Below are 21,781 nucleotides of genomic sequence, written 5' to 3'. Positions count from 1 at the left end.
TAATCGCAACGCTGTTGATGGAAATTACTATCAGGGACACCCTATTTACGCTCCACCCCAGTGGGGCATTATATTGGAAGGACCAAAACATGGTCCTAATAGCCGATGTTCACCTGGGGAAAATATCCCATTTTAGAAAATTTGGCAGTGCGGTGCCCCCATTGGCCATTAAAAGTAATTTTGAGCGGTTAAATCAGGTGGTTTCTTGGTTTAAACCTGCGAGAATCTGCTTTCTAGGAGACCTCTTTCACAGTACTCTAAATAAGGAATGGCGCTTTTTTGAAGAGTGGGTAAACGATCAGACTGCCCAAATAATACTTGTCAAAGGCAATCACGATATTATAACTCCTTCTAAGTTTACTGATTTGGGTATCCAGATAAAGGAAGAATTGCTCATCAATAATTTTCTTCTTACCCATCATCCAGCGGAAAGAGATGGGGTTTTTACTATTTCGGGCCATATTCATCCGGGAATAAAACTACGTGGCTTGGGAAAACAAACCCTAAACGTTCCCTGCTTTCATAGACAACCGAAACAGCTTACCCTTCCCGCATTTGGTGCCTTTACGGGAAAGTTTCTTATTACTCCCAAAAAGGGGGATATTATCTATGTCACAACCCAAAATGAGGTCCTTGTTATCTAGGTGATCGGCCAAAAAATAGCGGTAGCTTATGGTAGGTAGCCCAGCTGAATGTAATCTTAACGGTGTTTTTGTAGAAATTTCAGATAACGCCCTTTATCACTTTTGCTGCCGAAGCCCGAAATAGTAGCCTTTTCTTTCTCATTGGACTGTATTAGGCTCATAAAAGGGAAGATTCCCTTTTGGTTAAAGCGCGAGAGTAATTCCAAATTCTGCTCCATCTCCTCTGGGCTAATTTTGTCCTTTTTCCGGGGTATATCTATATAGAGTAAGACATAGTCCTTTGCTAAGATGGAAAATTCCTCCGTGTCTAGCACAGATTTCTTTAGGGCGCGACAGGGAGCACACCAATCACTACCCGTAAAATACATCAGCAGGTCCTTATTATAATCTTGGGCTAGCCCAAGGGCTTCCACATAATTGGTATGCCATTTAGGACTGTCTGTTTTGGCGTTGCTCTGCCCAGAGAGATAAAGGGGCAAGAGTAATAAAAGCAGGATTGGTTTCAACCTAGGTTAGTTTAAAGGAAGGTATATGGAAATATACCTCCTATTTAAGAAAAGCATCCATTCCAGGGATATTGGGCATTCCCTCTTTTGCAACGGCTGCCAATTCGTTTTCATTGATCTTAGTAGCCTTTTCAATGGCTTTGTTTAGGGTTAGTATTAAATAATCTTCCAATTGCTCCTTGTCTTCCAAAAGACTGTCATCCACTTCAATAGCCTTAATAGTTCTATTGGCAGTTATGCTTACTTTTAACAAGCCGTCTGCAGACTGCTCATCTATAAGTACCGTATTGAGTCGCTCTTTAGTGCGCTGTACTTTTTCTTGGGCTTCTTTAAGTTTTCCCATCATACCCATCATATCTCCAAACATAGTCTTCTATTTTAAGTTTACAGGATTCAAAAGTAGTAAATTGATTTCAATTTTAGCCTCAAAGCGTGGTCCATCCCACTAATATGCTGCCTAAAGGAACTGCAGCTAGGCATTGATTGGGCCTTCTCTATATCTATATGTCTCATTTATAGTACAAGAATTTATACTTATGTTATAATGAGCTAGTGAATTTTAATATTAGTTTGGGCTTATGGGATGTATTTAAATATTACTTTTGCCCATTCTTTAGAAATAAATTTCTATGCAGCAGCAATTACTTCCTCCAAAATTAAAGAAACAGCCTAAACTATTAAAGGCGCACGAGGATACCAGAGTAGATCCCTATTATTGGTTAAACGATAGGGAAGACCCAGAGGTTATTGCGTATCTAGAGCAGGAAAATGATTATTACGAATCGCTTACCGCACATACCAACGACCTAAAGGAGGAGTTGTTCCAGGAGATGAAATCCCGTATTAAGGAAGACGACTCCTCGGTGCCCTATAAATACAACGGATATTGGTATGCCACGCGTTTTGAGGTGGGGAAGGAGTATCCTATTTTTACCCGTAGGTATCAAATGGAGGACGCTCCAGAAGAAATTATGGTAGATTGCAACCTGATGGCCCAAGGTTATGACTACTTTAATCTAGGTGGTCTTTCGGTTAGTCCCAATAATAAATTGGCCGTTTTTGGTATAGATACTGTCTCTAGAAGGCAGTATACCTTGCATTTTAAGGACTTAGAAACAGGGGAGTTATTTTCTGATAAAATAGAAAACACTACCGGAAGTGCCGTATGGGCAAATGATAATAAAACCATTTATTACACCAAGAAAGATCCGGTAACCCTGCGATCTAATAATATTTACAAACATGTGCTTGGAACGCCCACAGAGGAGGACAAGTTGGTCTTCCATGAAGCGGACGAAACCTTTACCACCTTTGTTTACAAAACAAAATCGAGGAAGTTTATTGTTATTGGCTCTTCCAGTACACTAACTTCGGAATATCAGATTTTAAATGCCGATAATCCGAGTGGCGATTTTCAAATTTTCTCCAAAAGGGTAAGAGGAGTAGAGTATACCCTTGCCCATTACCAGAATGATTTCTATATCCTTACCAATAAGGATGATGCCACCAATTTTAAGGTGATGAAGACCTCGGAAACACAAACGGAGTCTAAGTACTGGCAAGAGTTTATTCCTCACCGCGATGAGGTGCTCATAGAGGATATTGAGATGTTTAAGGATTACTACGTTCTTTCTGAACGAAAAAATGGCTTAAATCTGATTAAAATTGTTCGTTGGGATGGTAGTGATAGCTATTATTTACCCTTTAAGGACGAAACCTACACTGCTTATGTAGGGACAAATCCAGATTTTGATACCGAAATAGTTAGATATGGTTATAATTCCATGACTACACCAAGCTCCGTTATAGATTTTAATATGCGCACCAAAGAAGGCGTAATAAAAAAAGAACAGGAGGTGTTGGGAGGTACTTTCAATAAAGAAAATTATGTATCGCAACGAATTTGGGCTACGGCTAGAGATGGCGTTAAGGTTCCCATTTCCTTGGTGTATCATAAAGATACGGAGCTAGATGGTAACAGTCCGTTATTACAATATGCCTACGGTGCCTATGGTTATACCATAGATCCCTATTTTTCCACAGTACGGTTAAGCTTATTGGATAGAGGGTTTATTTATGCCATTTCCCATGTTAGAGGAGGGGAGTACCTTGGAAGAAAATGGTATGAAGAGGGGCGACTATTAAATAAGAAGAACACTTTTACAGATTTTGTGGACTGTTCTAAATACCTAATAGAACAAAAATTTACCAGTCCGGCCCATCTATATGCAATGGGAGGGTCTGCAGGCGGACTTTTAATGGGTGCAGTGGTAAATATGGCACCAGAACTCTATAATGGAGTCATTGCAGCAGTACCCTTCGTAGATGTGTTAACCACCATGTTAGACGAGTCTATACCGCTCACTACAGGGGAGTACGATGAATGGGGAAACCCCAATGATAAAGAGTATTATGAATATATTAAAAGTTATTCCCCCTACGACAATGTAGCACCTAAAGAATATCCCAATATGCTGGTTACCACAGGGTTACACGATTCGCAGGTGCAGTATTTTGAGCCTGCTAAATGGGTGGCTAAAATTAGGGAGCAAAAGAAAGACAACAATTTATTACTCTTCAATATCAATATGGATGCTGGTCATGGCGGGGCTTCGGGGCGTTTTGAATCCCTACGGGAGGTCGCAAAAGAATATGCGTTTTTAATAGATTTGGAGCAAAATAAATCAATAATCGAAAAAAAAGGTTAATTTTGTGCCATATATATTGACAAATAATTACTAAGTCAATAGGCCCAAACCCTAGAAAATATCTATGGAACATAAGATAAATGCTTATAACAACGTCCTAGAACTTATAGGAAACACCCCATTAATCAAACTAAACAAAGTAGCTGAATCTCTAACTGGTAACTTTTATGCCAAGGTAGAAGGCTTTAATCCTGGGCACTCCGCCAAGGATCGTACCGCTATACACATTATTGAGGAGGCAGAACGAAGGGGGATTTTAAAGGAAGGAAGCACCATTATTGAGACAACCTCAGGTAATACCGGTTTTAGTATCGCTATGATCAGTATTATTAAGGGGTATGACTGTATTTTGGCGGTGAGCTCCAAATCTTCCAAGGATAAAATAGACATGCTACGCTCCATGGGAGCTAAAGTATATGTTTGTCCGGCTCACGTAAGTGCAGATGACCCAAGGTCTTACTATGAGGTGGCAAAGAGATTACATGAGGAAACAGAAGGCTCCATATATATTAATCAATATTTTAATGAGCTTAACGCAGATGCCCACTACCATAGTACCGGTCCCGAAATTTGGGAACAGACTAAGGGGCAAATCACCCACTTTATAGCTTGTAGCGGTACAGGAGGTACTATTTCTGGTACTGCCAAATACCTAAAAGAGAAAAATCCGGAAGTCCGAGTTATCGGAGTGGATGCTTATGGATCTGTATTAAAAAAATATCACGAAACAGGGGAGTTAGACAATAAGGAAATTTACCCCTACCGAATTGAGGGCTTAGGAAAAAATTTAATTCCTACTGCTACCAATTTTAAAGTAATTGATGAGTTTATAAAAGTCACGGATGAGGAAAGTGCACACACGGCACGAGAGATTTCCAAAACCGAAGGTCTTTTTGTAGGCTATACCAGTGGTGCTGTTTTACAAGCGGTAAAGCAATTGGACGAATTAGGGGAATTTGATGAAAATAGCAATGTGGTAGTTATTTTTCCTGATCACGGTTCCAGATATATGAGTAAAATTTATAGCGACCAATGGATGGCCGACCAAGGTTTTTTCGACTCCAAAAAGTTTGAAGAGCCACAAAAAATTGAGTTTATAAAATAAAAGGTATGTAGTTTTAATAACCAAGGGGCAACGACAGCTCAGTCGTTGCTTTTAGGTTATAAATGCTTGTTAAAAAAACATACTATTGTATTAACAATCAAACCGATCTAGATGAGAGATTTATTTGACAGGATTATTGAAGATAAGGGACCATTGGGAAAATGGGCTTCTCAAGCTGAGGGGTATTTTGTTTTTCCAAAATTGGAAGGCCCCATCTCCAATAGGATGAAGTTCCAAGGGAAAGAGGTAATTACTTGGAGTATTAATGATTATTTAGGCCTTGCTAACTTGCCAGAAGTGAAGAAAGTAGATGGCGAGGCTGCCTTGGAATATGGTGCTGCTTTCCCAATGGGAGCAAGGATGATGAGCGGACATACCGAATTTCACGAGCAATTAGAGAAAGAGTTAGCCCAATTTGTACAGAAAGAAGCTGCCTATCTTTTAAATTTTGGTTACCAAGGAATGGTTTCGGCCATTGATGCCTTAGTATCCAAAGACGATATTATTGTATATGATGTAGATTCACACGCCTGTATTATAGATGGTGTTCGTTTGCATATGGGTAAGCGTTTTACCTTTAAGCACAACGATATGGATAGCTTAGAGAAGAACTTGGAGCGCGCTGTTAAAATGGCCGAACAGACCGGAGGAGGAATCTTGGTGATTTCTGAAGGTGTTTTTGGTATGAGGGGCGAACAAGGGAAATTGAAAGAAATTGTAGCGCTGAAAGAAAAATATAACTTTAGGTTATTTGTAGACGATGCACACGGTTTTGGTACCTTGGGAGCTACAGGAGCAGGAGCCGGAGAAGAGCAGGGGGTGCAAGACGGTATTGATGTATATTTTGCCACCTTTGCTAAATCTATGGCTGGTATTGGTGCTTTCTTAGCTGCCGATGCCGAAATTATTGACTATTTAAAATACAACCTTCGTTCGCAGATGTTCGCTAAATCATTGCCTATGATTTATGTGAAAGGAGCTTTGAAGCGACTGGATATGTTACGGACACAACCAGAGTTGAAAGCGAAACTTTGGGAGAACGTAAATGCATTGCAAAACGGCCTTAAAGATAGAGGGTTCGATATTGGAACTACTAGTAGCTGTGTAACACCAGTATACCTAAATGGAAGTATTCCAGAGGCAATGGCCTTGGTGAAGGACTTAAGGGAGAACTTTGGAATATTCTGTTCCATTGTTGTATACCCCGTTATTCCAAAGGGATTGATTCTCTTAAGAATGATTCCTACCGCTACCCATACCTTGGAGGATGTTTCCGAAACTCTAGAGGCGTTTTCCGTAATTAGAGAGCGACTACAGAACGGAACCTACAAAAGATTGTCCGCTGCAGTTTCTGCTGCAATGGGAGAATAATGGATGTTTTGATACTAATAGAAAGCCAACGCTAGCAACAGCGTTGGCTTTCTTATTTAAGAACTATTTTCTAGAGTTTACAACCTTAAAAGGTGTTCACGGATCATGACTAATTGTTGTGTTTTGGTTAAATGCTAATGTTGATTTGAGCAGGACCTGCTTTCCTTATACCAGTTATTCTATACCTTTCCAATCAACCAAATTCCTTTTTATTTTACGCAAGAATTGTTGTTTGTTTTTTAATGGTTTTCGTGAATCTCCGATTTAGTTCATGCATTTCTATTTTTAACTTCAATGGTATTCATGAACCTCCTTCGTCGGTTTAGCTCAAGTGGTTTTTATTTAATTTTTAATGGTTTTCGTGAATCTCCGATTTCATTGCTTGTCCAGGGCATAGAGACAAAGGTACGGTGTACCTTTGAATAGAGGAGCCAGCGCGCCAACTGGCCCCTCGCTATAAATGCAAATCGTTGCATTTACTTCTCGGTCCTCTGCGGATAAGGATTTTCGCTTCGCGTGGACTAAGGCCACACAACTATATAGTATCCTGATTATTGAGTAGTAATGGTTTAGCCATTTAAATTGCAGATTCCTTATTTCTATAAAGATACCCAAACTTATGTTAGCTAAAGTTCTTGTTCTCGTGCTTGCCCGAGGGAGGGACCCAGTCCATAATACTTTGTACTCTATACTCAATACTATCCCACCTTCTTACAGATCCTTCCGATACGTATTTCTCCTCTTGTGAATTTTAGGATCAAAATGCTTCCATAATTGCTGGATAGCGGTATTTTCTTCCAATTCTGGGGTACGTACACAGGTTTTAATTCCTTTTTCCGAGAAGGTTTTATGGTATTCGTTAAAGATGACAGCCGTAACTCCCTTATTCTGGTACTCAGGATGAACACCAATAAGGTAAAAAATCACCTCCTTGCTATTTCTCTTTGCGTTTAGCAGGTGGTACCAACCAAAGGGAAATAATTTTCCATTTGCTTTTTGTAATGCTTTAGAAAAAGAAGGCATCACAATCCCAAATGCAATGAGCTTATCGTCTTTATCCAAAACAAACTTAATGTATTCTGGGTTTATAAAAGAGATATATTTTTCCTTATAGTATTTCTTTTGAATATCGGTCATGGGAACAAAAGAGGAGAGTTTTGCGTAGGTCTCATTGAAGAGATCGAACATCTGATCTACCATGGGCATTACCTCCTTGGTAGTGGTAAAATTGAGCTCTTTTACCCCATACCGTTTTTTTACCAAGGTATTGGCCTTTTTAAAGAACTTAGGATCGGCATTGCTAAAAGGGAATATACTCTCTATGTATCCTTTTTCCTTAACAAACCCAAAACGTTCAAAATGTTTGGCATAATAGGGGTAGTTGTACCAGGTAATCATAGTACCTATATGGTCAAAACCTTCGGTAAGTACTCCTACCTTGTCCATATTGGAAAATCCAACTGGTCCTTCCATGTACGCTAACTTATGCTCTTTACCTATCTCTGCCACCTTGTTAAACATGGCCTCGCTCACCTCGTAATCATCTATAAAATCGAACCAACCAAATCGCATTTTCTTTACGTTCTGATGGTTTATTTCTATGCCATTGACAATGGCTGCCACACGGCCCACAATCTTATTGTCTTTATATGCTAAGAAAAACCAAGCCTCGGCATCCTTAAAAACTGGATTTTTGGTTTTATCAAAAGATTCCAATTCATCCTTAATTATAGGAGGCACCCAATAGGGGGAGTCTTTATAGAGTGAAAATGGAAACTTAACGAACTCTTTTAATTCAGATTTATTTTTTACTTCTTTTAGCGTGACCATACTTTTGCGTTTGTATGTTCAATATTAGGGATATTATCCAACAGGAAAAAGTGGATGGAAGTTTTTGTTAAAAATCTATTTCACTAGAGCTTTGTTTCTTGGCTTTTCTGTTGTTTTTCCTATTCTTCTTTAACATGGAGTTTTTGTTAATGGGACCGCCGCCTCCTTGTGGATTTTGACTCTCTATTGCGATTGGTTTATCCTGGTGCATATCTATTCTATAAGACATGCCTACAGCACCAAACAGCCTACTTGGTGTATCCTTATAACTAGCTCCAACATTAAAATCCACCTGAAAATTCTCACCCAATAAATGGGCTACCCCAGTACGGAGCAAAGCATCTGCATACCGATCACTTTTAATACCTTGATTCTCCAAGAATATACTCCACTTGGGGTTTTTAAGGGTATGGGAGAGTGATAAGGTGTAATTCCACTCAGGAAACTCCGTTCCTATTCGGTCATAGGCTATGTTGGATATTAATACCCATCTAGGGTGCACTGTACTTTGTGTGGCCACCATTACTCGTGGGGATACGATGTCTTCGTTGCGATAATAAGGGTTGTCCCCAAAAACAAAATTGGCTCCTGCATACACGGAGATAGCAGGAATAAGGTTCTTAAGCAAAAATTTATTATTGGCTCTCCAACTGTATAGGTTAGGCTTATTGCGCTCTGGATCTTTAAAGGGGTCGAAAATTAAAAACTTAAGGCCAAGTCGGTTTCTGGAAAAATCAGAATTGGTGATAGTCACCCCTGTATTCAGCTGCGTTTTGTTTTGGTGATCAAAAGTTCCCTCGTAAATTATCTCCAAGGTTTCAAATATAAGTCCATAGCGCAAAGAAATATCGGTTCCAAGTATGTTAGACTCCGTAGCCAATCTGGAATGATCCCTTTGCTCTATTCCAATACCAACTTCTGCTTGTAGCACATTGGTTCCCACTGCATAGGCACTTACCGATAAACCCGGCCTGTTAGAGTTGATGATATCGGTGTATTGTGAATATCCCAACCAAGGAAGGGAAAATAAGACAATCATTATCAGCAGATTTACGTGCTTCTTGGAAACATAATATCCCATAGGTGCTTTATTTATTATTATTTTAAGACATTTGACTAATTAATACAACGCTATAATTGTATTTTTGATATAAAATTAGTTAACAATTATGTTATTGAAAACCATACTAATTATACTCTTGGTTTACTATTCGCTTAAATTTTTGGCGAAATGGTTGGGGCCCATGCTGCTTAGGTATGCCGCAAAGAAAACAGAAAAGCATTTTAGGGAGAAATTTGAAGGTTTTTCCAGCCAAAATCAACAGGAAGAGTCCCAAGTAGGGGATGTTATAATTGAGAAGAAACCAAAGAATAAACGCAAATCATCCAATAAAGTCGGCGAGTATATCGATTTTGAGGAAATTGAATAACCATTTACCATTAACTAGCCATGAGAAACGGTCTTAGCGCCTTTTTTATCCATTTTTTTGTCACCGTATTTTTTATCATTGTAGCCCTTGCCTATTTCCATCCCGTTTTACAGGGAAAGGTAATAGAACAGTCCGATATTGTCCAGTTTACCGGAATGGCAAAGGAACAGAATGATTTTAGAAAAAAAACCGGGGAAGAGCCTTATTGGACTAATAGTGCTTTTGGAGGGATGCCCACCTATCAATTAGGGGCGTATTATCCGCACGATTATATAAAAAAACTGGATCGAATCATTCGATTTCTACCCAGGCCAGCAGACTATTTGTTTATCTACCTCATTGGCTTCTATATATTATTATGTTGTCTTAAAATAGATTATAAACTTGCTGTTTTGGGCGCTCTAGCGTTTGGGTTTTCTACCTATATGATTATAATTCTAGGGGTAGGCCATAATGCAAAAGCTCACGCCATTGGGTATATGCCCATGCTTTTAGGTGGAATTATTCTGGTTTTTAGGAAAAAGTACCTATGGGGTTTTTTGCTGACCGCTATTGCCATGGCGCTGGAAGTGGGGGCCAATCACTACCAAATGACCTATTATTTTATGTTGCTGGTACTGATTCTAGGCGGGGTATATTTATGGGATGCCATTAAACAAAAACAATTAGCCCACTTTGGGAAATCGGTAGGCCTACTTTTAGTAGCCGTTTTCTTGGGGGTTGCCGCAAATGCAACCAGCCTACTGGCCACAAAGGAATATGCCGACTGGAGTACCAGGGGTGCCTCAGAACTTACTATAGATGCCCAAGGGAATCCTGTTGCAAAAGGTGCTGGACTAGATCGGGATTATATTACTCAATACAGCTATGGTATTGCAGAATCTCTAAACCTTTTTGTACCTCGACTCTTTGGAGGCTCTAATAGTGAGGACCTTGGAGCCAGCTCCAAAACCTATAGCTATTTAACGGAAAACGGGATCCCTAGATCCAAAGCCTTAGATTTTTCAAAAGCCCTGCCTTTGTATTGGGGAGATCAACCCATAGTGGCTGCACCTGCTTATATTGGGGCAGTGGTGTTTTTTCTTTTCGTTTTGGGGTTGTTTTTGGTTCGTGGCAAGGTAAAATGGTGGCTATTGGGAGGAACCCTAATGGCACTGCTTCTTTCTTGGGGTAAGAATTTTGGATTGCTAACCGATTTTATGATCGATTATTTTCCACTTTATAATAAATTTAGAGCCGTTTCCTCTATCCAGGTAATCTTGGAACTATGTGCGCCTGTATTGGCAATTTTATCACTTGCAGCACTCTTTAACACAAAAGTAGAGGCGCCTAAAAAATTAAAGGCGTTGAAATCGGCTGTTTTTATAACGGTAGGTCTGGGAATCTTTTTGTTCCTAATAAAAGGTTTTTTCACTTTTACAGGTCAAAGTGATGAAACTCTTAGGCAGTATTACGGAGATGATATTCTAGCTCTAATAAAAGCCGACCGAAAGGCTGTGTATAGCTCCGATATTTTCAGATCCCTAATCTATATTGGATTGGCAGCTTTGGTACTCTGGTTTTTCTTAAAAGGAAAAATAAAGCATCAGATCGTGATGGTGCTTCTTGGGGTTTTAATAGTATCCGATTTGGTTGGGGTGGCAAAACGCTACGTAAACGAATCACATTTTGTGGGGAAACGTAGGATGTCCGAACCCTTTCAGCAAACAGAATTTGATAAACAAATAGCCCAAGATCCTGGTATATTTAGGGTCTTTGATCCCAATGAGGGAATCAATGGAGCAAGGACTTCCTATTTCCATCAATCCATAGGTGGTTACCATGCTGCAAAACCTGCGGGCTTGGAAGATCTGTTTAAATTCCACATTTATAAAGGGAAAGTAGGGATCCTAAGCATGCTTAACGTAAAATATGTGGTGCAACAGGATGAGGAGGGCAGAAGCTATCCCGCCCTTAACCCAGATGCCAATGGCAATGCATGGTTCATAGATCGGTTGATACCGGTGCAAAATGCCAATGAGGAGATTTTGGCCTTGGATACCTTGAATACAAAGCGTAGAGCGGTGGTTAATAGTGCTAAGTTTGAGGTTGGAAAGCAGGAATTTAAGGTAGATTCTATAGCCAATATAAAGCTGACAGATTATAGCCCCAATCACTTAACCTATAGTTCGGAAAATAGCGAGGAAGGCATGGCGGTTTTCTCGGAAATGTACTATCCACATGGGTGGAATGCCTATATAGACGGACAACCAATGGAGCATTTTAGGGTGAATTATGTGCTAAGAGCCCTGCAAGTCCCGGCTGGTATTCATACTATTGAGTTTAAGTTTGAGCCGGAAATTGTAGAAATAGGATCCAAAATTACCATGGCCACCACTATAATTCTGGGATTGATTTTATTTTTTGGTGTGGGCTACGGCTTTAGGAAATCGGGAAATAAGACCACCAACTAATGCAAAAAGTACTTATCATTACATATTATTGGCCCCCTGCAGGGGGGCCTGGCGTACAGCGTTGGTTAAAATTTGTAAAGTACCTTCCCCAGTTTAATGTACAGCCAATAGTCTACGCCCCAGAAAACCCTAACTATCCCATTACGGATACTACGTTTACCCATGGAATTCCAGAAGGAGTGAAGGTTTATAAAAAGAAAATTTTTGAGCCTTATGGGCTGGCACGTATATTTTCCAAAAAAAAGACCCAGCAGATCAGCTCGGGTATTATAACAACCAAGGACCAGACCCGCATAGAAAAAATCCTCCTATGGATACGGGGCAATCTTTTTATACCTGATGCCAGGAAATTTTGGGTGAAACCCTCCGTTTCTTTTTTGTCGGGGTTAATTGAAAAGGAAAATATAAAAACCATTATTACCACCGGTCCACCACACAGTGTACATTTAATAGGGCAGCAATTAAAAAAACGCACCCAAGTACAATGGATAGCAGATTTTAGGGATCCCTGGACATCAATAGGGTATCATGATAAGTTGATGCTTACGGCCTCTTCTAAAAGGAAGCATAAAAAATTGGAGCAGTTGGTTTTAAATGAGGCCGATAAGATTGTAGTTACCAGCAACACTACCAAGGCCGAGTTTTCCCAATGGACCCCAAAGCCCATTACCGTAATAACCAATGGGTACGACACGTATGAGGGGGCAGCGGTGGCGTTGGATACTAGTTTTACCATCTCCCATATTGGCTCCTTGCTTTCCGGAAGAAATCCGCTACATCTCTGGGAAGCGCTATCCCAGCTAGTGAAGGAAAATCAGGAGTTTAGGCAGCATTTTCGGCTCCAACTTGCTGGAGTGGTAAGCAAGGAAGTCTTGACAAGTATCCAATCTTTTGGGCTAGAACCGTATTTAGAGTTACCTGGCTATCTTTCACATGGGGAAGCCCTAGAATTACAAAGAAGATCGCAAATTCTATTATTGCTGGAAATAGATGCCAAAGAAACAAGGGGGATTATTCCCGGAAAGGTGTTCGAGTATATGTCAGCTAAACGGCCTATCCTAGGAGTAGGCCCTAAGAATTGGGAAGTAGCCTCCATAATTGAAACCTCAAATTCGGGAAAATCTTTTGAATATCATCAATTTGAAGAAATTAAGGATACCTTGTGGCAGTGGTTTTTAGCATATAAAAATGAGAAATTGTCTTTGCCAAATTCCAATACGGAGGAATATCACAGGAAGGCACTTACCGAAAAACTGGCCAAGTATATAACGCAATGGGAATAGTTTTAAAACAATCTTTGAAAAATACCCTGATCACCTACTTTGGCTTTGTAATTGGGGCTATTAACCTATTGTTTCTCTATACCCGTTTCTTAACAGATGAATATTATGGCCTTGTAAACGTCATCTTATCGGCCTCAGCGGTATTAATGCCTTTAATGGCATTTGGAGTGCCTAATACCCTTGTAAAATATTTTGCAGGATTCCGAGAAGGGAAAAATAGGGATTCCTTTTTAACCCTCATGGTTCTCCTTCCCTTGGTATTGATCCTTCCCTTAGCGATAATTTCACAGGTCGCTAATGAGGCTATAGGAAACTTTTTATCCCAAGAGAATCCGGTGGTTAAGGGCTATGTATGGCATATTTTTCTAATAGGGATGGCAATGGCATATTTTGAGGTGTTCTACGCCTGGGCCAAGGTGAAAATGAGATCGGTTTTTGGGAATTTTATGAAGGAAGTATTTAGTCGTGTTGTAGTGACCTTGCTCTTACTTTTGGTGTATGCGGAGGTAATCTCGGTGATGGCTTTTTTAAATGCCCTAGTGCTCCAGTATCTGTTAAGGACATTGATTATGATGGTGTATGCGTTTAAACTACAGCAATTAAAACTGAATTTTAAACTTCCTACCAATACCAAAGCCATGGTGAGCTATAGTGCCTTGATTATTTTGGGAGGTTCGGCCGCCATTGTGTTGCTGGAAGTAGATAAGGTAATGATTAATCAGTTTATAGAAATTGAAAACGTTGCCTATTATAGTGTTGCAGGTTTTATTGCCGTTACTATTGCGGTTCCCGCAAGGTCTATGCACAATATTACGTATCCCTTAACTGCAGAAATGCTGCATAAAAAAGATATGACAGGCTTAAAAAGGCTGTATCAAAAAAGTTCCCTCACTTTATTTATTGTTTCTGGGCTTTTATTTCTGTTGATTATTCTGAATCTACATGACCTCTATGACTTTTTACCAGATAATTATCGCGAGGGATATCTAATTGTGGTTATTCTAGGATTGGCTAAAGTGTATGATGCTGTTTTAGGCAACAATAATGCAATTCTTTATAATTCCGATTATTACAAGGCCTTGTTACTGATGGGGGTGTTCTTGGCTATACTGACTATTCTTTTGAATTTATGGCTGATTCCAAAATTTGGATTGGATGGAGCGGCTATTGCTAGTTTCTTGGCATTTTTCACCTATAACTCCATAAAATTAGGTTACGTGAAGACTAAATTCCGTATGCATCCTATCACCAGGGAAACAATTAAGGTATTTATCCTGATGGTATCCATAGCCTTGGCATTTTACTGGATAGAATTCCCCTTTCATGCAGTGATAAATATAGGACTAAAAAGTATGCTTATCATTGCCATTTATTTGTTTGTCTTGTACCGTTTTAAAATATCCGAAGATGTTTACGGGGTGCTTTCTAAATACATGGCTAAAATATCGGGTAGGTAATAAGAAATAAAAAGCCCCGTAGGAACTAACTCGCTACGAGGCTTAACAACTAACCAACCTAAAAAACTATCTTTATTACTGTCTAGAACTTCTAGTTCTTGTACTTGCTGTAGTCGATTTTCTAACCGATCTGGAAGGGGCCTTTCCTACCGAATTGGATCGGGTATTTCCACGACTAACTTTAGAGCGGGTGCTTGTCGATTTTTTAACCGTATCGCTATTGTTGCTTCGTTTGCTAGTAGTTCCTCTTACCGCAGTGGAGCGGGAAGGGGAGGTGCTACGTTGCTCGCGAACTGAAGGCCTACGCTTATTTACATCACTTCTTGTACCAGAATTCCTTTGAACGGTGGTGCTCCTAGTTACAGAACTGTTTCCTTTGCCATTAGATCTCACAGTAGTACTTCTACCGATGCTGCTTTGGCCTTTCTTTGTATTGTTCTTAACCGTGGTAGTTCTATTTACCGTTCTATTCCCATTGTTGTTAGAACGACTTGTAGTACTTCTGGTTACCGATCTATTCCCGTTATTGTTAGAACGAATGCTGGTGCTTTTATTTACCGTTCCGTTCCCTCTGTGGTTAGATCTGCTCGTTGTGCTTCTAGTGACAGACCTGTTTCCATTGTCGCTAGATCGGGCAGAGGCGCCTCTGGAACTTCCCAGGTTATTTCTTAACCCATTGTTTCTATTGTTCACGGTGCGGTTAGATCTATGGTTGGCCTGACTCCTATAATCATTGCTTCTCACCGCCACACGTTTGTCGTTCCTATAAACAGATCGTCTTTTGTCGTACTTCTTATTGGGCTTGTAATAATGACCTACCTTGGCATAAGATTTTCTGTAATTATGACGATAGGGCTTGTAATAGGTATATCTAATTGGGGTATAGTACCTTCTATAAGGCTCATGATACACCATATGGAACCCAACAATAGGCCTTGCAAAATACCTGTGGAAAGGTCTGTATACATAATGACGATTATAGACATTGATGTATCCACTATGGTGGCTATAATGACCTCGGTTGTTGTAATACACATATAAACCGCCCACTCTTCTAACCCTACCATTGCGGTATTGGATATCTACATTTCCTATTTGGATAACTCTACCGTAGTAATCGTAATAGACGGGAACGTTTTCTATTTGAATTATTGCTCCATAATCGTCGTATTGGATATAGGGGCTATAATCATATCCAGAATTAAACGTGATATTGGTATGCCCAAAACTTACGTTGGCATTAACCCCAACTCTTTTGTCGATATAAAAATCGAATTCCCCATCCGGATATACCGAAAAGGTGATGCCATTTTCAACAAATATAAAGGAGTCGTTGTTCCTGTAACTGTGATAAGTTGAAACCTTCTCTTCATTAACGGACGCCATCGTACCGGCAGAACTAAAAAGAAGTGCTGAAAAAAGAAGTAGTATGTTTCTCATGATATAAGGTTTTAATATCGGGAGCAATTATTTGCTCTGCCTGATATATACCAAACAACATGCCAAACATTGAGAGGTTGTTATAGTTGCCTGTAAGTCAAGGTGTTATTTTTACAGTGAATTGCTGAGCCCCTTAATAAAAACCTGAAAACATACTATTTTGGGCCTAGGCAAACTTATTTTTCATGGTTTTCTAGAGTTGTATTCAGGGTATTTAAGTTGATTATTGGCTATCTAATTTTTCTTTTAAATACTTGGCGGTATAGGACGTTTTGTTCTCGGCAACCAGTTCGGGTACTCCTTGGGTAATTAAATGACCGCCTTTTTCTCCGCCTTCTGGTCCTAAATCAATAATATAGTCGGCACACTTTATCAAATCTATATTATGTTCTATAACCACAATAGAATGCCCTTTGGAGAGTAAGGCATCAAAAGATTTCAATAACTTCTTTATATCGTGAAAATGGAGACCTGTGGTTGGTTCATCAAATATAAAAAGGGCTTTGTCCTTGGTAGTCCCTTTTACAAGAAAGGAGGCAAGCTTAATACGTTGGGCTTCTCCACCGGAAAGGGTAGAGGAGGACTGCCCTAGGGTAACGTAGCCCAAGCCAACATCTTGTAGGGGTTTTAGTTTGGTAACTATTCTAGACTGATTGTTTTCTTCGAAAAAGTGGATGGCATCATCAATGGTCATATTAAGAACATCATCGATATTAGCATCTGCCAGTTTCACCTCCAAGACTTCCTTTTTAAATCTTTTACCGTTACAGGTTTCACATACCAAATGCACATCGGCCATAAATTGCATTTCTACCGTAATTTCGCCTTCCCCCTTGCACTTTTCACATCGTCCGCCTTCTACGTTAAAGGAGAAATGTTTGGGTTGATATCCTCTTAGCTTACTAAGCTTTTGGGACGAAAATAGGTTGCGAATATCATCATAGGCCTTAATGTAGGTAACCGGATTGGAACGGGAAGAGCGTCCTATAGGGTTTTGGTCTACATATTCTACGTTCTTAAGCGTCTCAAAATCTCCTTTGATACTGGTAAACTGTCCCGCTTTTTCTCCAAACCCGCCTATTTCCTTAAGTACTAGGGGGTATAGGAGGCGTTTCACCAATGTACTTTTACCGCTTCCGGAAACTCCGGTAATAACTGTTAGCACGTTAAGGGGAAAAGTAACATCTATATTCTTTAGGTTATTTTCTCGTGCGCCTGTAATCTCAATAAAATTATTGAAGGACCGTCGTTTCTGTGGAATGGCAATTTCCTTGCTGCCATTCAGGTAGGCGGCAGTAAGTGAATTGGATTTGCATATTTCTTCTAGAGTTCCCTGTGCAACTACCTCACCACCATGGGTACCTGCTTTAGGACCAATATCGATTACCTGGTCTGCAGCTTTCATTATATCCTCATCGTGCTCTACCACTATAACGGTATTGCCCAAATCGCGCAAGGCTTTTAAGACCTCTATAAGGTTTTCTGTATCCCTAGGGTGAAGTCCAATACTAGGTTCGTCCAAGATATACATAGACCCTACCAAGCTACTTCCCAGGGAGGTAGCCAAGTTAATACGCTGACTTTCCCCACCGGAGAGGGTGTTAGACTTTCGGTTCAGGGTTAAATAGCTTAGTCCCACGTTATCTAAGAACCCCAACCTGCTGTTTATTTCCTTTAGCAACCTAGAGGCAATCTTTTCATCCTTGGCATTTAATTGAAGTTCTTGGAAAAAATAGATCAATTTCCCAATGGGCAGGTCTACTAAATCCGAAATGGATTTATCCGCTATTTTTACATAATCTGCCTCCTTTCTAAGACGTTTGCCCTTACAGGTAGCACATCGGGTTTTACCCCTATATCTGGATAACATTACCCTATTTTGAATCTTATAGCTCTTCTCTTCCAGTTTTTCGAAAAAACGATTCAGTCCTGTAAAATAACTATTGCCTTCCCATACTAGATCTTTTTGCTCCTGACTTAGTTGATACCATGGCTTATGGATGGGAAAATCGAATTTATAGGCGGTGTTTACCAATTGATCTCTGTGCTGACCCATACGTTCCCCACGCCACGGATAGATAGCATTTTCAAAAACGGAAAGAGCCGTATTGGGAACCACCAACTCTTCGTCTATACCAATTACATCGCCATATCCTTCACAGGTGGGACAGGCGCCATAGGGGTTATTAAAGCTAAATAGATGAACGTTTGGATCTAGGAAGGTCATTCCGTCCAACTCAAATTTATTACTGAAATTGGTCCTATGACCGGTAGACAGCTCTTGAATGGCGCAGGACCCTTTGCCTTCAAAGAAAGCGGTGTCTATGGCATTGCCCAATCTATTGTAAAAATCTTCCTCATCCTTATAGATGATCCGATCCACTACTAAATCAAATTCTGGACCTATATCTTTTAAATCTTCCTCAATCCTAATTACCTCTCCTTTATATAAAATCCTTGCAAATCCCTGCTTGGAGAATAGCTGAAGCGATTTTATGGGGTCTCTGTCCTTACTAATTTTTATAGGTGCCAGTAAAAGTAGTTTTGTACCTTCCTCATAGGTTTTTACATGTTCTATAACATCTGTTACCGTATGTTTCTTTACCTCTTTTCCAGAAATAGGGGAGAAGGTCTTTCCAATTCTGGCAAATAATAATTTTAAATAGTCATAGATTTCGGTGGTAGTCCCTACGGTAGACCTAGGGTTGGTAGAGTTTACCTTTTGCTCTATAGCAATGGCTGGGGCAATTCCCTTAATATAATCTACCTTGGGTTTATCCAATCTACCTAAGAACTGCCTGGCATAGGAGGAAAGACTCTCTACATATCTACGCTGGCCCTCTGCATATAAGGTATCAAATGCTAAACTAGACTTTCCCGATCCAGATAGTCCGGTAACGACCACTAATTTATTCCTGGGGATTACTACATCGATATTCTTTAAATTGTGGAGCTTGGCTCCCTTGATAATGATGTTGTGCTTTGGATTGATATCTTTTATAGAGGTCATACGATTCTTTAAGGCCGCAAAGATACAATATGTGCAAATTATTCGCTAATGTTCCTGGAATTCCATGCCTTTCTAGACCTTATAAAGGATGGTAGCCATAAGATGACCCCTTAGAAAGGTTACTTGGTAGAAAAACATCGGGGATATATTTAATTTTTTATATATTTGGTCTTCAACAAACCCTAAATAGCCTATACGTAACACAATTACTTTTTATAAATAATTTATGTTGTCCTTTCACCTTTTATCACAAAGGGCGACACACTTATTGATCTAAATAAAAGTAATTGGTATGGAACTATTGATTGATGACTCGGTATTGGTAAAAAAATATATGCAGGGAGACGAAAGCTCACTGGAAATATTAATCAACCGACACAATAAACGCCTTAGTAGCTTTATCTACTCCAAAGTTCAGGATAGGGAAATCACGGAAGATATTTTTCAGGACACCTTTATAAAGGTTATAAAGACTTTAAAAAGAGGTAAGTATAATGAAGAGGGTAAATTTTTGCCTTGGGTCATGAGAATATCGCATAACCTCATTATAGATTATTATCGGAAGAGCCAGAGGATGCCTAAATTTGAAACCAATAACGATTATAATCTGTTTTCCGTAATTAGAGATGAGGGATTAAACGTTGAGCGACAATGGATTAAGGACCAGATAGACGCAGAGCTAAAGGTAATTATTAAGGAGTTGCCGGTAGAGCAGTTAGAGGTCCTGGAGATGCGTATCTTTAAGGATATGAGCTTTAAGGAAATCTCTGAAAATACGGGTGTAAGTATTAATACAGCCCTAGGTAGAATGCGTTATGCACTCATTAATCTGCGAAAACTCATTGATAAGTATAATATAGTTTTAACGAATTAATAAACTATAAAACAGAAATATAGGAGGCCTCCATCATTTTAATATACCTTTGGTGTCCCTAAGACATGCCCTATGGAGAAATATAACGTTGACGCCAAGGATAGCTGTAAGCTTGTAGTTACTTCCCCTTCCAAAATTGCATTTCTATTAAACTACTCCAAATCCTTGACCACTGGTGATGGTGAGGATAAGAAAACAGGTCCAAATCTTAATTAGGCTATACTACCTCTTTATTGACGGTTATAAAGGTATAGGACTACAACTGTTAGCTAAGAGGTGGTTTTATAAAATGAGCGGTAGTGTTTAAGGAAAAGTTCTCCCATGGTTCCCTTGCATTATCACATTATCTTTCTTAGTGTCTAATTAAAGCTGCTAAAGGAAAAGGGGTATTCCAACCCTTCAATTACAATTCATTAGGTGGGGTGTTATCAGTACCTCAATCACGGTATCTTATCATTCCTATAACTTTCCATTAATTAGGAGTAGTCGTTACTAAGACGCTTATGAATGGGGTTAATCACTGCTTTTTTTATAAAAAAAACAGCTTGAAATCCACAAAAACGACGTTTGACCACGCTAAAAGCTGGTTTTACAACATACTTTTCACACCACTTCATCATTTACATACATTTATCATGTTGTTAGTTTATTAGGTCGATCCCCCCTAGGCCATTTAAAACTGTTAGCATAGCAATGTAAGTCCAACCGGAAAAGGAAGGCACCTAGTTTAACCAAAAACAATAATATGTATGGAAATGCAAAAAGATGACTCAGTATTAGTAAAAGAATACATGAACGGCAGTGAAAAAGCCCTGGAGATTTTAATCAATCGACATAACCAACGCATCAGTAGCTTTATTTACTCTAAGGTTCTGGACAAGGAAATTACTGAAGATGTTTTCCAGGATACTTTTATTAAAGTGATTAAGACCTTAAAAAAGGGGTCTTATAGCGAAGAGGGTAAATTTTTGCCTTGGGTGATGAGAATTGCACACAACCTGGTGATAGACCACTTTAGAAGAAACAAGAGAATGCCGATGTTTGAGGGGAAAGATGATTTTAATATCTTTTTGGTTCTTGGGGATGACGAGTTAAATGTAGAGAAGCGACTAATAAAAGAACAAATAGATTCCGATCTTACTAGTTTAATAGAAGAATTACCAGAAGATCAAAAAGAGGTGCTTTTAATGCGTATTTATAGGGATATGAGCTTTAAAGAAATTTCGGAAAACACCGGAGTAAGCATTAATACGGCATTAGGTAGAATGCGTTATGCCCTAATCAACCTAAGAAAGATTATAGAGAAAAATAATATTGTTTTAACTAATTAAGCATTACTTTCAACTACTAGAGCAATATTTCCAATATAGTGGCGTTATCTATGCAAACAATACTATAATCTTATGGAAAAAATTTACTCTAAGAATCAAGATAAATGCAAGATTGCCACAGCCAGTCAGGAAACAGTGAGTTTTTTATTGAGTTATTCCAAGTCTCTACAGATTGTTGATTATAAGAACATCCAATTTGAAAACAATTTAAATTAGGATATATAATAAGGTGATCTAATAACCCAAGGAATAACTAATTCCTTTAGACTTAATAAACTAGGTATAAATGCCCAGTGGGGACTAGACCATAAACTGTGTAAGTAGTAAATAGAGGGTAAA

At 39.2% G+C, this 21,781-nt stretch carries 18 protein-coding genes; 12 read left to right on the top strand and 6 right to left on the bottom strand.

The window, feature by feature from the left end:
• Window positions 1-17: 17 nt before the first annotated feature.
• Window positions 18-644: a ligase-associated DNA damage response endonuclease PdeM gene (pdeM, locus tag BV214_RS07475; protein ID WP_086476881.1), complete on the top strand. Its 627-nt coding sequence runs from the start codon at window positions 18-20 to the stop codon at window positions 642-644.
• A gap of 56 nt (window positions 645-700) precedes the next feature.
• On the opposite strand, the gene BV214_RS07470 is transcribed toward pdeM, so the two are convergent.
• Together BV214_RS07470 and BV214_RS07465 are read right to left on the bottom strand one after the other, a co-directional pair.
• Window positions 701-1,150 (bottom strand): thioredoxin family protein, encoded by a 450-nt coding sequence (locus BV214_RS07470; RefSeq protein ID WP_086476880.1) that lies wholly within the window; start codon window positions 1,148-1,150, stop codon window positions 701-703.
• A gap of 40 nt (window positions 1,151-1,190) precedes the next feature.
• Window positions 1,191-1,517, bottom strand: a complete 327-nt coding sequence (locus BV214_RS07465) for a YbaB/EbfC family nucleoid-associated protein (protein ID WP_086476879.1) — start codon at window positions 1,515-1,517, stop codon at window positions 1,191-1,193.
• A 262-nt stretch (window positions 1,518-1,779) separates the two neighbouring features.
• On the opposite strand from BV214_RS07465, the gene BV214_RS07460 reads away from it, so the two are divergent.
• The 3 genes from BV214_RS07460 to BV214_RS07450 all read left to right on the top strand — a co-directional run bounded on the left by BV214_RS07460 (window position 1,780) and on the right by BV214_RS07450 (window position 6,334).
• The gene (locus BV214_RS07460) at window positions 1,780-3,858 is read left to right on the top strand and encodes a S9 family peptidase (protein WP_086476878.1); all 2,079 of its coding nucleotides are present in this window, start codon (window positions 1,780-1,782) and stop codon (window positions 3,856-3,858) included.
• Window positions 3,859-3,922: 64 nt separating this feature from the next.
• Window positions 3,923-4,963, top strand: a complete 1,041-nt coding sequence (locus tag BV214_RS07455; RefSeq protein WP_086476877.1) for a PLP-dependent cysteine synthase family protein — start codon at window positions 3,923-3,925, stop codon at window positions 4,961-4,963.
• 111 nt (window positions 4,964-5,074) lie between these two features.
• On the top strand, window positions 5,075-6,334 hold the full coding sequence (locus BV214_RS07450; protein WP_086476876.1) for an aminotransferase class I/II-fold pyridoxal phosphate-dependent enzyme: 1,260 nt from the start codon (window positions 5,075-5,077) through the stop codon (window positions 6,332-6,334).
• A 711-nt stretch (window positions 6,335-7,045) separates the two neighbouring features.
• Here BV214_RS07450 and BV214_RS07445 read toward each other — a convergent pair.
• Both BV214_RS07445 and BV214_RS07440 read right to left on the bottom strand, forming a co-directional pair.
• The gene (locus BV214_RS07445; protein ID WP_086476875.1) at window positions 7,046-8,164 is read right to left on the bottom strand and encodes an N-acetyltransferase; all 1,119 of its coding nucleotides are present in this window, start codon (window positions 8,162-8,164) and stop codon (window positions 7,046-7,048) included.
• A gap of 67 nt (window positions 8,165-8,231) precedes the next feature.
• Entirely contained in the window at window positions 8,232-9,245 is a 1,014-nt protein-coding gene (locus tag BV214_RS07440; RefSeq protein ID WP_086476874.1) for a transporter, read from the bottom strand.
• Between the two features lie 88 nt (window positions 9,246-9,333).
• Here BV214_RS07440 and BV214_RS07435 point away from each other — a divergent pair, with 88 nt between their 5' ends.
• Genes BV214_RS07435 through BV214_RS07420 form a run of 4 tightly spaced genes read left to right on the top strand, consistent with a single transcriptional unit; the run spans window position 9,334 to window position 14,787 of the window.
• A complete protein-coding gene (locus BV214_RS07435; protein WP_317045171.1) occupies window positions 9,334-9,594 on the top strand; it encodes a DUF4834 family protein in 261 nt (86 codons plus the stop codon).
• Between the two features lie 20 nt (window positions 9,595-9,614).
• A complete protein-coding gene (locus BV214_RS07430) occupies window positions 9,615-12,047 on the top strand; it encodes a YfhO family protein (RefSeq protein WP_086476872.1) in 2,433 nt (810 codons plus the stop codon).
• A complete protein-coding gene (locus BV214_RS07425; RefSeq protein ID WP_086476871.1) occupies window positions 12,047-13,330 on the top strand; it encodes a glycosyltransferase family 4 protein in 1,284 nt (427 codons plus the stop codon). The genes BV214_RS07430 and BV214_RS07425 overlap by 1 nt, the downstream gene beginning before the upstream one ends.
• A 14-nt stretch (window positions 13,331-13,344) precedes the next feature.
• Window positions 13,345-14,787, top strand: a complete 1,443-nt coding sequence (locus tag BV214_RS07420) for a lipopolysaccharide biosynthesis protein (protein WP_317045170.1) — start codon at window positions 13,345-13,347, stop codon at window positions 14,785-14,787.
• 75 nt (window positions 14,788-14,862) lie between these two features.
• Here BV214_RS07420 and BV214_RS07415 read toward each other — a convergent pair whose 3' ends face one another.
• Entirely contained in the window at window positions 14,863-16,227 is a 1,365-nt protein-coding gene (locus BV214_RS07415; RefSeq protein WP_086476869.1) for a hypothetical protein, read from the bottom strand.
• Window positions 16,228-16,450: 223 nt separating this feature from the next.
• Window positions 16,451-19,237, bottom strand: a complete 2,787-nt coding sequence (gene uvrA / locus BV214_RS07410) for an excinuclease ABC subunit UvrA (protein ID WP_086476868.1) — start codon at window positions 19,235-19,237, stop codon at window positions 16,451-16,453.
• Window positions 19,238-19,529: 292 nt separating this feature from the next.
• On the opposite strand from uvrA, the gene BV214_RS07405 reads away from it, so the two are divergent.
• From BV214_RS07405 to BV214_RS16745, 4 genes are all read left to right on the top strand, one after another.
• Entirely contained in the window at window positions 19,530-20,111 is a 582-nt protein-coding gene (locus tag BV214_RS07405; protein WP_086476867.1) for an RNA polymerase sigma factor, read from the top strand.
• Window positions 20,112-20,183: 72 nt separating this feature from the next.
• On the top strand, window positions 20,184-20,327 hold the full coding sequence (locus BV214_RS16750; protein WP_176328477.1) for a hypothetical protein: 144 nt from the start codon (window positions 20,184-20,186) through the stop codon (window positions 20,325-20,327).
• Window positions 20,328-20,860: 533 nt separating this feature from the next.
• Complete coding sequence (locus BV214_RS07400; protein WP_086476866.1) at window positions 20,861-21,442, top strand: RNA polymerase sigma factor; 582 nt, start codon at window positions 20,861-20,863, stop codon at window positions 21,440-21,442.
• A 72-nt stretch (window positions 21,443-21,514) separates the two neighbouring features.
• On the top strand, window positions 21,515-21,658 hold the full coding sequence (locus BV214_RS16745) for a hypothetical protein (RefSeq protein WP_176328476.1): 144 nt from the start codon (window positions 21,515-21,517) through the stop codon (window positions 21,656-21,658).
• Window positions 21,659-21,781: the final 123 nt, after the last annotated feature.

The organism is Arenibacter amylolyticus, from assembly GCF_002150785.1.
Taxonomy (GTDB): domain Bacteria; phylum Bacteroidota; class Bacteroidia; order Flavobacteriales; family Flavobacteriaceae; genus Arenibacter; species Arenibacter amylolyticus.
This window is presented reverse-complemented; position numbering and strand designations above follow the sequence as displayed.